The 12050-nt window shown below is 69.0% G+C and carries 8 protein-coding genes; all 8 read right to left on the bottom strand.

Features of this window, described 5'->3' with window-relative positions:
- Positions 1-27: 27 nt before the first annotated feature.
- On the bottom strand, positions 28-1038 hold the full coding sequence (locus ACQHI0_RS05195) for an NADP-dependent oxidoreductase (RefSeq protein ID WP_427906781.1): 1011 nt from the start codon (positions 1036-1038) through the stop codon (positions 28-30).
- A 143-nt stretch (positions 1039-1181) separates the two neighbouring features.
- Positions 1182-2780 (bottom strand): protein kinase domain-containing protein, encoded by a 1599-nt coding sequence (locus ACQHI0_RS05190; protein WP_427906780.1) that lies wholly within the window; start codon positions 2778-2780, stop codon positions 1182-1184.
- An 88-nt stretch (positions 2781-2868) separates the two neighbouring features.
- Positions 2869-4611, bottom strand: coding sequence for a penicillin-binding transpeptidase domain-containing protein (locus ACQHI0_RS05185; RefSeq protein WP_427906779.1), 1743 nt, complete (start codon positions 4609-4611; stop codon positions 2869-2871).
- Between the two features lie 67 nt (positions 4612-4678).
- Positions 4679-6739, bottom strand: a complete 2061-nt coding sequence (locus ACQHI0_RS05180) for an acyltransferase family protein (RefSeq protein WP_427906778.1) — start codon at positions 6737-6739, stop codon at positions 4679-4681.
- A 108-nt stretch (positions 6740-6847) separates the two neighbouring features.
- Complete coding sequence (locus ACQHI0_RS05175) at positions 6848-7693, bottom strand: arylamine N-acetyltransferase family protein (protein WP_427906777.1); 846 nt, start codon at positions 7691-7693, stop codon at positions 6848-6850.
- A 67-nt stretch (positions 7694-7760) separates the two neighbouring features.
- Positions 7761-8807, bottom strand: coding sequence for an alpha/beta hydrolase family protein (locus ACQHI0_RS05170; protein WP_427906776.1), 1047 nt, complete (start codon positions 8805-8807; stop codon positions 7761-7763).
- A 39-nt stretch (positions 8808-8846) separates the two neighbouring features.
- The gene (locus ACQHI0_RS05165; RefSeq protein ID WP_427906775.1) at positions 8847-9836 is read right to left on the bottom strand and encodes a TAXI family TRAP transporter solute-binding subunit; all 990 of its coding nucleotides are present in this window, start codon (positions 9834-9836) and stop codon (positions 8847-8849) included.
- Between the two features lie 47 nt (positions 9837-9883).
- Entirely contained in the window at positions 9884-12025 is a 2142-nt protein-coding gene (locus ACQHI0_RS05160; RefSeq protein WP_427906774.1) for a TRAP transporter permease, read from the bottom strand.
- Positions 12026-12050 lie beyond the last annotated feature (25 nt).

The following is a 12050-nucleotide window of genomic DNA, read 5'->3' as shown; positions in this document are numbered from 1 at the left end:
CGCCGATTCCGCCCGCTGTCGCGACGGTCAGAGTGCGAGCACCAGTTTTCCGGTGTTGCCGCCGGTGAACAGCAGGTTCAAGGTTTCGCCGAACTGTGCCACGCCGCCGTCGACGACGTGTTCGCGGCTCTTCAGCGTCCCCTCGGCCAGCCACTGACCGATCTGCGCGACCGCCTCGCCGTAGCGATCGGCGTAGTCGAAGACCACGAATCCGGTCATGGTGGCGCGGAATACGAGCAGCGACATATAGCGCGACGGCCCCAGCTGCAGCTTCTCGTCGTTGTACGCCGAGATCGCCCCGCACAGCACCACCCGGGCCCCGCGGCGGAGGTTGGCGAGCGCGGCATCGAGAATCTCGCCACCCACATTGTCGAAGTAGATGTCGATGCCCTTCGGCGCCAGCTCACGGATCCGGCGCAGAACGTCGTCACCGCGGTAGTCGATGGCGGCGTCGAAGCCGAGCTCCTCGGTGAGCAATCGGCACTTTTCCGGCCCGCCCGCGATCCCGATGACGTTCGCGCCCTTGGCCTTGGCGATCTGGCCGACCACGCCGCCGACGGCGCCGGCCGCGGCCGACACCACCACGGTCTCACCGGGCGCCAGCTTCCCGACCTCGAGCAGACCGAAATACGCTGTCATGCCGGGCATTCCGAGCGCGCCGAGCCAGGTGGGTCCGGGCGCGACGCTCAGGTCGACCCGCCCGACGCCCTTGCCGTCGCTGATCGCGTACTCGGTGACGCCGAAGGTCCCGCTCACCGTGTCGCCGACCGCGAAGTCCGGGTGCGCCGATTCGACCACCGTCGCGATATCCAGCGCGCGCATCACGTCGCCGAGCCCGACCGGCGGCACGTAGGAGCGCACGTCATTGAGCCAGCCACGCATCGCCGGGTCCAGCGAAATGAAGTCGACTCTCACCAGAATCTGTCCGGCGGACAGCGCGGGAAGCTCCTCGGTCGTCACCGTCCAGGTGTCGGCGTCGGGAAGTCCGGACGGACGCTGCGCGAGCCGCACCTGCTGGGTTTTCGTCATGGTGACCATCTCATTCCTCGGCCGGAGCCGCGCGGCGATCAATATTGAAGTTGATACCGGATTCAGATAGGGTCGCGATAACGAAGTGACTCACATCACATGTGCCGAGCCGCGGTGGTCGGGCGAACCACTCGAGTTCGCCCGACTTCCGACTAGCGCGTATCCCCGTCGATGCGCAGATTGCCGCCCGAGTTCACCACACGCATGACCATCGCCTTGGTCGAGCCGTTGATGGTGATGCTGGCCAGGCGCATGTTCGTGGATCCGTCGGCATTGTTGCCGCTCACGGCGGTGATGCTGGCGAAGTTCTGGATGGAGCGGTCGTTCCAGTACTCACGGAAGGCGGACTCGCCGCCGTAGACCTGCTGGGCGGCGGGTGTGAGCAGTGACCACGAACCGGCCGGGTCGCTGAAGAACGCCTCAACCAGCTGACCGGCCGAGCCGATGTCGACCGTGCCGACATTGCTCGCCTGCCCGAGCGGCGGAACGGTCGCGCTGGGCTTGGGCGCGGCCGAGGCCTGCGCGGAGGTCTGCGGACCGGCCTGCGTCTGCGGCGACTCCGAGTCCGAGCTGTTCAACGCGCTGAACGCGACGGCGACCGCCGCCACCACGGCACCCACCGCGGAACCGATCAGCACCGCACGCCCCTTGCCCGCCTGCTTGCGCGGCGCGGGCATCGGCTGAGCCTGGGTACGCGGATGCGCGGCGGTGTCCTGACGGGGCTGCGGACGCGGGTTCGAGCGGATCTGTCGCGTCGTCGAGGTGGACGCGCCTGCATGCGAGGCCCGGCGCCCGGACTGCCGGATCACCTGGGTGGTCGCCGCGGAGTTGCGTCGATTGAAAGCCTCACTGGCAGGCACGAATCCGGCCGGCACCGCGTTCTCGTCCTCGGCGAACGAGGCCAGCGCGTCGCGCGCCTCGGTCATCGTCGGGCGGTCGAGGGGGTCCGGGCTGAGCAGGTCGAGCAGGAAATCGGTGGCAGGGCCCGCGTTGTGGGGCTCGCGCACCTGTCCGTTGGCGGCGGCGTAGAGCACCGCGAGGGGGTTGGCGTTGGCGCCGTAGGGCGGTTCGCCTTCCAGCGCGTGGAAAAGCGTTGCGCCGAGGGCGAATACGTCGGCCGCGGGGGTCGGATCGGAGCCGCGGGCGACCTCGGGTGCCAGATAGGCGGCGGTACCGCAGATCAGCCCGGTCTCGGTGAGCGTCACGTCACCTGCCGCGCGGGAGATGCCGAAGTCGGTGATTTTCACCTCACCGTGGTCACCGAGCAGGATATTGCCCGGTTTCACGTCGCGGTGTACCAAGCCGGCCTGATGGGCGGCGATCAGCGAGGAGGCGACCTTCTCACCGATCCGGGCGACCTCGAGCAGCGGCAGCGGGCCCTTCTGGCCCAGCTCACCGGCGAGGCTGACCGACTTGAGGTACTCCATCACCAGGCACGGATCACCGTTGTGCTCGGTGATGTCGAAGACCACGATGGCATTGGGATGCTGGAAGCGTGCCGCGTTGCGGGCTTCCCGAATCGCGCGCTGGCGCAACACATCCCGCTCGCCCTCGGGCAAGCTGGGTTTGATGTGGATCTGCTTCACTGCCACGGAGCGTTGGAGGCGTTCGTCGACAGCACGCCATACAACGCCTGTGCCGCCGCTACCAATACGCTCGACCAGGCGGTAATGCTCCGCGATCTTCTGACCGGTATCGATGGCGCCTACTCCGAACCTTCTCGAAATTGTGACATCCCGCGTATTGACCATGGATATGGTCCGCCGACGAGTGTAGCTGGCTGGGTGATGACCGCGTGCGGCAGCGGGGGGATTGCTCGCCTGCGGGGGGAAAGACGACTCATGGTGTCACACGTAGCATCCGTCCCGCTGCCTCGACCGCCGGACCGGAGCTGCCCGCGTCCGCGACGAACACCGCGAACGCCACATCACCGTCGATGCCGACGAACCAGCCGTGGGCATGGGTGTCGTCGAGATACTCCGCGGTACCGGTCTTGCCGAGCAGACCGGGGATGTCGCGCAGCGCGGTGGCGGTACCGGCGCTCACGGTCTCCGCCATCATGGTCTCTATCTGCGACGTCACCGCTTCGGGCACCGCGGGCGACGTCCGATCCGGGGCGCCGGGACGTCCACGGATGATGCTCGGCGGCGGCGCGGAACCGTGCGCGAGGGAGGCCGCCACGAGCGCCATGCCGAACGGCGACGCGGTCACCGTGCCCTGTCCGATGCTCGATTCGACCCGTTGCGCCGGGTTTTCGGCGGAGGGAACTTTCCCGGTGACAGTCGTCAAGCCGGGTGTCACATAGTCCACACCCAGACCCAGTTGTTGGGCGGCCGCGGTCAGTCCGTCGGCGGGCAACTTCACTCCCAACTCGGCCATCGTGGTGTTGCACGAGCGTGCGAACGCGGTGTGCAGAGGCACCATACCCAGGTCGAAGCCGTTGTCGTTGGGAATCGTGCGGCCCTCGATGGTGGCGCGGCCCGGGCAGGGCAGCACGGTGTCGGGGGTCAGGCCGCCCGCTTGCAGTGCCGCCGAGACCGTCACGGTCTTGAAGGTGGAGCCCGGCGGGTAGAGCCCGGTCAGCGCGATCGGGCCCTGCGCGTCGCCGGGCTCGTTCTGTGCCACGGCCAGCACCTCCCCCGTCGAGGGGCGCAGCGCGACGATGGCAGCCGGGGTGGCGATCGGGGTGAGTGCGTCCTCGGCGGCGTGCTGCAGGTCGATGTCGAGCGTGCTGGCGATGTCTGTGGTGGGCTCAGCGTCGGGCCCGGCGATGCGCCGGGTGCCTTCGGCGGTCTGCGCGCGGATCGCCCAGCCTGCCGCGGCGTCGGCCTGTTCCTGCCAGATCTCGGCCAGGCCGCCGATGGTGGGTCCGGCGAGTGCCTTGTCGACGGTGAGCAGCCGGGTCTGTGGCGCGAGCGTCACCCCGCGCACCCCGGTCAGCGACTGCTGCACCGGCGCGATGTCGGCGTCGCGCAGGGCGACGGCGGTGATCGGCTTGCCCTGCGCCGCAGCGAGATCCGCCTGCAAGCCGGCCTCGGTGACGCCCTGCGGCGCGAGCAGCGCCGCGGTGGCGGCCAGGTCGGCATCGGGCGCGACGTTCACCAGCGTCACCACCTGCTGGGTCATCAGGTCACCGCCGGTGGCGTCGAGTACACGGGCAGGCTTCGCCTCGACCGGGCTGTAGCTGAGCGGGCCGAGGTCGAGGCCGGGCGCGACCGTGGTCGGCTGCCAGGCGATCTTCCACTCGTCCTCGCCGGTGGTGGTTCCGGCGCTCGAGTAGGTCCACGCGTTGCGGCCCTCGGGGCCGAATTTCCAGGTGGATTCCAGCGTGAAGGACTTGCCGTCGGTCGATGTCACCCGGACCGTGTCGTTCTTGCCGAGGTTGTCGAACAGCGCGGTCAGGGCCGGTCGGGCCTGCTCGGGCGCATCGGTCAATGCCGCGGCGGCGGAGGCGTCGCCGCTGGTCAGCGCGGCGGCGAAGGACTCTGCGACGGTCTGCGGCTGGTCGGGTCCGGACGAGCAGGCAACAGGAAACGCAGCGAGCGCGACGAACAGGACCGAGACCTTCCGTGGGGTGCGCACGGTCCGAGAGTAGCCGGATCTGTGGTGCCGGTGTGGTTGTTGTGGCTGCGGTGAGCAGTCTCCCGCGCTACCACCAGCCGGTGATCGCCCCGATCTGACGGCCGAGTTCGGGGGCGAGCGAGCGGGCGTAGCTGGCGGTCAGGTGGTGTTCGTCGCGATAGATGAGCACATTGCCCTCGACCACGCGGCAGCGCTGCGGCCGGCAGACCGCGTCGGACAGGTCGAGCGGGTGGATGTTCGGGTAGCCTGCCGCCGGTTCCGCGGCGGGGTCGTGCGGGTCGAGGACCTCGGCGCGGTCGAGCCCGCAGCTGTCGGGGTCGCCACGGTGGGCCAGGCAATCGGTGGCCCGGTAGAGGACACCGTCGCGGCGTAACCGTGGCGTGTCGCGCAGCGCGAGCACATTGAACCCGCGATCCTGCATGGCCGTCCACACCTCGAGGTATTCGGCGGGCACCTCGTCGCCGAGGCCGTTCATGCGGTAGCGCGTGGACAGCGTCAGCACCCAGTTCGGCGGTTCGGCGGACAGCCGGTCGAGTACCTCGACGGACCACTCGTGGCATTCGGGGAACGGCCACTCGGCGTAGGACGGCTCATCGGCGAGGACGACCGGGCACCCCTCCTTGAGGTAGGAGATCACCCGGAACCCGTGTTCGACGCCGAGCACCTCCAGCGCGGGCAACCAGTGCTCGGAGTGTGAGCCACCGACCAGCGCGATCGAACGGTCGGCGGTGGGGTCGCCGTAGGTACAGACGCGGACCTCGCGGTCGGGGGTGATGCAGCCGTCGGTGGTCGGCGACGGGGTGTCGGCTTGTCCTTCGAAGACGGTGGGACGCATGGGTTCCGGCGAGTATTCGGCGCCGGAGAGCAGTGCCTGGGCACCCGGGTAGCGCTGGGCGTCCAGTGCCCGCGGTGGCACGGCCGGGTTCGCCACGAGCACGACCTGCCAGCCCACCGAGGCGATCAACACCGCGACCGACAGCGCGGTGACAAGGGCGCCGGTCCCCCGGCGGCGTTCGGTCGGCTCGCCGCGAGGCGGCATCCGCAACGGCGTCTCGATCAGGCGGGTTGTCGCGTAGGCCAGGATCAGCGAGGCGCCGATCACCACCAGCCCGTCGACGACCCCGGCATCGGCCCGACCGGTCTCGCCGAGATAGAAGATGAGAATCGGCCAGTGCCACAGATACAGCGGATAAGCGAACGCGCCGAGTTCGGTACAGACCCGGCCTGCCAGCAGCCGATTCGGCCACGCCCGCGCGGTGCCACCGAATCCCGACGCGATCACCAGGCAGGCGGCCGCCACCGGCCACAGCGCCGCGACGCCGGGGAACTGATTCGCCCCGTCGAACAGCGGCCCGCACGACAGCACCATCGCCAGCCCGAGCGCGGCCGCGAGTGCACGCAGCCGGTTCGGCATCCGCAACCAGGGTGCCGCCACGGCCAGCAACGCACCGGCCAGCAACTCCCAGCCGCGCGCGACACTGTCGTAGTAGGTCCACGCCTGGTGCTGTGCGGTGCCCGATGCCGCGTACCAGAACGACAGCAGCCCGAGCCCGGCCAGCACGAGCACCAGGGCGAGGCGCCCGGCCGACCCGCGTCGCCGCAACCACGCCCACCCGGCCAGGAGCGCGAGGATCGCCAGGTAGAACTGCCCCTGCACCGACATCGACCACAGGTGCTGCAACGGGCTCACCGACGGATCGGGCGAGAGATAGTCGAGTTCGGCGGTCGCCAGATACCAGTTCTGGCCGTAGAACATCGAGGCCAATGTCTGCGCGGAGGCTTCCCCCAGCTGGGTATAGGGCCGCAGCACGACCGTCGCGAGCAGAACCGTCCCCAACACCACCACCAGCGACGGCATCAACCTGCGCGCGGTCCGGCGCGCGGTCTCCCCCACGGAAACGCCACCGCGCCGCTCCACCCCGCGCACCACGGCACCGGTGAAGAAGAACCCCGACAGCACCAGAAAGATGTCGACACCGCCGGATACGCGGCCCGCCCACACGTGGAAGGCCACCACGAGCGCGATGGCTATCCCGCGCAGCCCGTCCAGATCCTGCCGTCGTTCGACGGTGCCACGAACCGCCGCACCGGCTTCGACCGGCAACGCGAGACGAACGTTCGGCACCATCGACCCCACAGAATCGGCCCCCACAACGGAATTGTTTCCCGGCAAGTAACCATCAATTTGCCGTAGCGCCATCCAGGAAGCAAACCGCCGTGCCGTGTGGGGACAGCGCTATCCGGTTCGCCAGGGAGTGGCCGCGATGCTGGTGGCGTCGGTTTCGGTGAGGTCGATATCGAATATTTCGGCCAATACCTTGGTCAGCTCGGTGGGGTCCAGATCACGTGAAGTCGAGGTGCCGTCCGGGTATTCCGCGATCAACGTCAGGTCGTCGAGCACGTGGTGGACATCGGGCAGGAACCGCTGGAGGAAGGGCCGGGTGGTGAACGGCGACCGTGGTGAGGTCGACACGAAGTGGTTGCCGACCGTGTAGTCGATGCGGAACTGCGGGTTCTCGGTGAAGGTGTAGCGGTCGAGCCAGCCGTCGCGGCCGAACTGGAACAGCACCCACTGGTCAGCCCGGTGTTCGAGCCGGTAGCGCCAGTCACCGAGCGTGAATTCGCCTGCGCTGTCGACCAATTCGAACGGCTCGAGCGGACCGAAGCCGAAACCGACATCGCAGATCCAGACGCGGTCGTCGTCGGGGGTGTGCACGCGCAGCAAGGCGTGGGTGGCGGGCCGCAGGACACCGGTATCGGCCACTCCGTAGGTGACCCGGCCACTGAGTCCGGAGACGCCGAACCCGAGCCGTTCGAGCGCGGCGGCGAAGATCGCGGCGTTCTCGTAGCAGTAGCCACCGCGACGGTGCCTGACCAGCTTGTCCTGCAGGGAATTCAGGTCGAGCGGGATGCCACGTCCGAGGATGATCTCGAGATTCTCGAAGGGGATCGTGGTGGTGTGCGCCCTGACCAGTGCGCGCAGGGTGTCGACCGAGGCGGTGCGCGGTCCGTCGTAGCCGATCCTGGCCAGATAGGCGTCCAGGTCGAGCTCGTCACCCTGCCAGCCGTGATCGTCGGTCATCGCGTCCTCGTTTCGGTCGGTGTCTTCTCGCACAACCGCACTTCGACGAACGTTGTTCCCGGGCGGCTCAGGCCGCGCACTTCGCGCCTACGGGCGCCGCGGGGGCGGTGACCAGCCCGTTCTCGACATCGACAATATAGTCGCTGACCTGCGGCGCGAGCGGCTCGGTCCCCGCGAGCAGCCGCAGCACCACACACCCACCCTCGAACAGCGCGGGCCCGACGGAGTGGTCACCGGGAACGATCGCGCCGGTGAGGTCGCGCCCGCTGACCACGGTGTAGAAGGAGAACGGTTTGCCCGCCGCGGTGAGCGCCGCCCGCAGTTCCACGCTGGTCGCGAAGGGCACGATGGCGTCGGCGGTGCCGTGGATCAGGAAGGCCCTGCGCATGCTCAGCCGGTCGGCGAGCAGCGCGGGCGAACGGTCGACATAGGCGAGCGGGCAGATCACCGGCGTGCAGCCGCCCGCGTCACGTTCGATCTGGCGCGGGAGTGCGGGATTCACCGATCCACTGGCCGCCCACATGGTGAAATCATCGGCGGGACCATAGTTGTCGACCCAGTAGTCGAACAGGCCGGGCGGCCCGTGTGCCACCGCGAGCCCGCTGGTGATGCCGCCCTGACTCCAGCCCCACAGCACGGTGGACGCGATATCGGGATGCTCGCCGCGATACCACTGGGTCGCCGCCACCAGGTCGTGCCAGCCCGCCCACAGATTCCAGTCGCCGGTGCGCCACGGCCCGTCGGCGCTGCGCAGATCCATCAGCAGGATCGGCGACCCACCCGTGCGCGCGAGCGCGGTCATGTACGGGGCGAAATCGGCCGACGAACCACCGTGCCCGTGCACCGCCACCACCAGTTTCGTCGCCGGGATATCGCCTGGCACACAGCGATACGGCTCGTACACGCGGCCGGTCGCCCGCTCGCCGTCGACCGTGATCGCCACCGGCCGCAGGTCGACGCCCGGCGTGCACGTCGGTTGTGCCCGCACGACCGGTCCGACCACGGACAACATCGTGAGCAACGCGGACACCGCGACGAGGACCCCGACCCGCTTCATGGCGCGATTGTCCGCCACCCCGCGGCCGGGGTCCAGCATCTCGGCGCGCGTCCCCATCGCGCACCGCGACTGCCCACGGCCGAGCTGTCCCGGTCGTCAGCGCAGTGCGGCCTCCGACCCGCGATGCAACTGCACCGGCGCCGTCTTGCTCGCGGTATCGGCGTTGATCCCCTTGGCGGCCGGATTCGCCTGTTCCAGTTGAGGTTTGCGATCCAGCAGCGTCTTGGTGAGCACGCAGGCCAGGTTCGCGTCGAGGTCCTCGCGCACGACGAGCAGGTTGGGCACCACGATGGTCGGCGCGTCAGCGGGCAGACCGTAGGTGGCGGCCGGGATCGTGCCCGTCTCGTAGACTGGGTTGATCTCCTTCAGCTTCGGCAGCACCCCGGTGATGTCGAGAAAGCGGACCTTGTCCTTGGCGGTGGTGAACAGGTCCGTGATGCCGGGCGTCGGCAGGCCACCGGACCAGAACATGGCGTCGATGGAGCCATCCTTGAGCCCGTCGACGGTCTTGGTCAGGTCGAGGCGCTGGGCGGCGACATCGGTGTCGGGGTTGAGGCCCGCGGCCTGCAGCACGCGCTGGGCGATCACCTCGGTGCCCGATTTGGGCGAGCCGGTGGAGACCCTTTTGCCGCGCAGGTCGGCCAGTGAGTTGATGCCCGCGTCGGTGCGCACGATGACCTGGGTGTAGTTGTCGTAGAGCCGGGCCAGCGCGCGGATCGGCTGCGCGGTGGTGAAGCTGCCCTTGCCCGCGACCGCGTCGGCCGCGGAGTCGGCGAGCGAGAAGCCGACCTGATAGGTGCCGCCGACCACCTGCTGGATGTTCTGCACCGAGGCGCCGGTTTCGGCCGCCGTGGCTTTCACGGTGCCACCGGTGGCGGTCGAGATCTGCTCGGCGTAGGCGTTGCCCAGCGCGAAGTACACGCCGGTCGCGTTGCCGGTGGCGATGCCGATCCTGGTGTCCTGCTTCACTTCACAGGTGACCTCGCCGCCCCCGTCGGCCGTCGGGGTGTCCTGGCGGCCACCACAACCGGTGAGCAGTGTGACAGCGGCGGTGACCGCGACCACGGCGACAATACTTTTGACCATCAGGTCCCCTCTCGTCGACGGCGACGCCGCCTGCCGATTTCTGTCGATCACGGTGTGCCCGTGGACGTTTTCCGTACCCGGTCGACGAGCCCCGCCACCACGGCGACGACCAGCAACCCGAGCCCGATTCCGGTGGCGAGCGGATTCGGGTACAGCAATGTCAGGCCTGCCGCGGCGGCCAGTCCGCGCGGAATCGGACCGATGGCACCGATCCCGAACAGCCAACCGCCGGTCGCCGCCGCCAGCGCCGCGACTCCGACGCAGGCGGCCGCGGTGACCCACAGCACGTCGAGCGCCGCACCGCGTCCGAGCAGGTGCTGCCCGGAGTCGGTGAGCACGAACATCAGTGGCACCAGGAAGGCAGGCAGCGCGTATCGCAGGGCGTGCCACATGGTCGGCATCGCTTTCGCGCCGGTCACCGCCGCCGCCCCGACGGCGGCGAGGGCGGTCGGCGGTGTCACTTCCGAGAGCACCGAGAAGTAGAAGACGAACATCGCGGCGGCGGGCGCGGCGACGTGCAGGTCGAGCAGTGCGGGCCCGATGATCACCCAGCCGATGACGAACGACGCCGTGACCGGCACCGCGAGGCCGAGCAGCGACAACGCGATCGCCGCCAGCACAGCGGTGGTCGCCAGGACGACGGCGGGATCATCCGACAGCGCCGAGCCGGCCTTGACCAGCAGCGCGGCCAGTTGGGCACCGAGCCCCGTCTTGGTGGTCATCGCGGTGATCACGCCTGCCGCCGCACACACCGCCACCACGGGCAGAGCCGAGCGCATACCGACCGAGAGGGCACGCAATGCCTCGAAGGCGAACTGCGTCACGGTCTTTCGCGTCCAGCGATACCTGCCCGGCGCGTCCGCCTCGGCGGCGGGGGTCGCTGTGCCCACGGGCGCGGCAGTCGTCGGCGCGGTGTCTGCCGCGGCGGACCTGCGCAGCATCCGATCCGGGATGGCCAGGAGCAGCGCCAGGACGGTGGCGTAGACGACGGCGCGCGTCGCACTCACGCCGACCAGCAGCAGCACGACGATCACGATCAACGACGAGAAGTGATATCCGAAGCGTCCCAGCAGCTTCCACCACGGCGTCGGCAGCGGCCCGTCCGCCAGATCCGCCGGCGCGCGCCCGTCCGCGTGGATGCGGCGCGCGTCGATCTCGACCGAGAGCAGGATGCCGAGGTAGTACAGCAGCGTCGGGATCAGCGCCCACCCGAGCACCGTCACATACGACACATCGAGATACTCCGCGACGATGAACGCCGCCACACCCAGCGTCGGCGGCGACAGAATCGCACCGACGCCCGCCGCCGCGAGCATCCCACCGGCCTGTTCGGGCCGGTAACCGGCTTTGCGCAGAATCGGCCAGGTCACCGCGCCGGTGCTCACCGCGGTCGCGGTCCCCGACCCCGAGACGGTCCCGAGCAAGAAACCCGAAGCCACCGCTGTACGTCCCGCCGCGCTGTGCGAGCGACGGAACAACGACACCGACAGATCGACGAAGAACCGTGCGGCACCGGAGAATTCGAGCACCGCCCCGTACAGCGTGAACAGCACGATGTAGCTGGCGGCCACGTCCAACGGTGTGCCGTAGAAGCCGCTGCCGGAGTTGTAGAGCGCGTCGACGATCTGATCGATGTCGAGCCCCGCGTGCGCGATCGACCAATCCTGGGGCAGCAGCCCGCCGTAATACCCGTACCCGAGGAACACCAGACACACCACCGGCAAGATCACCCCGGTGGTGCGCCTGCACGCCTCGAGCACGAGCACGAGCAGCAGCCCGCCCATCACCACATCGAGTGGCGCCAGCATCCCCTGGCGATCGAGGAACGCGTCGTATCCCCCACCCGCGTCCCCGATCCGGATCGGCAGCACCGGATACAGACACACCACCACAGTGATTCCGGCCAACACCCAGTCCAGCACCGACGGCCCATCAGCTCGATCGAGCCGCCCCCACCACGACCGATAACTCAAATAGACCAGCGGTAGCGCGACGGCCAGAAAGATGACCAGGTAGTACTGACTCCCCTGCGCCAACGGCCGAAACACCTGCCACACCGACAACAGCGCGAGCCCGAGCGCGACGACACCGACCAGCCGATGGGGGAATCCGGAGAGCACCCGCGCGGGCCGCTCCTCATCGTCCACCCCCAGCTCAGCCGCAGTAACAACCGGTGGCGCTGCGTTCATGAGCGGACGATAGCAACGAGATTCA

The sequence above is a fragment of the Nocardia sp. FBN12 genome (assembly GCF_050320175.1).
Lineage (GTDB): Bacteria > Actinomycetota > Actinomycetes > Mycobacteriales > Mycobacteriaceae > Nocardia.
The sequence above is the reverse complement of the archived record's forward strand: the minus strand, read 5'-3'. Positions and strand labels throughout refer to the sequence as shown.

Excerpts from the sequence above, each read along its gene's own strand:
- ACQHI0_RS05195 (WP_427906781.1), bottom strand. The coding sequence starts at position 1,038 with ATGGTCACCATGACGAAAACCCAGCAGGTGCGGCTCGCGCAGCGTCCG.
- ACQHI0_RS05190 (WP_427906780.1), bottom strand. The coding sequence starts at position 2,780 with ATGGTCAATACGCGGGATGTCACAATTTCGAGAAGGTTCGGAGTAGGC.
- ACQHI0_RS05180 (WP_427906778.1), bottom strand. The coding sequence starts at position 6,739 with ATGGTGCCGAACGTTCGTCTCGCGTTGCCGGTCGAAGCCGGTGCGGCG.
- ACQHI0_RS05175 (WP_427906777.1), bottom strand. The coding sequence starts at position 7,693 with ATGACCGACGATCACGGCTGGCAGGGTGACGAGCTCGACCTGGACGCC.
- ACQHI0_RS05170 (WP_427906776.1), bottom strand. The coding sequence starts at position 8,807 with ATGGGGACGCGCGCCGAGATGCTGGACCCCGGCCGCGGGGTGGCGGAC.
- ACQHI0_RS05165 (WP_427906775.1), bottom strand. The coding sequence starts at position 9,836 with ATGGTCAAAAGTATTGTCGCCGTGGTCGCGGTCACCGCCGCTGTCACA.
- ACQHI0_RS05160 (WP_427906774.1), bottom strand. The coding sequence starts at position 12,025 with ATGAACGCAGCGCCACCGGTTGTTACTGCGGCTGAGCTGGGGGTGGAC.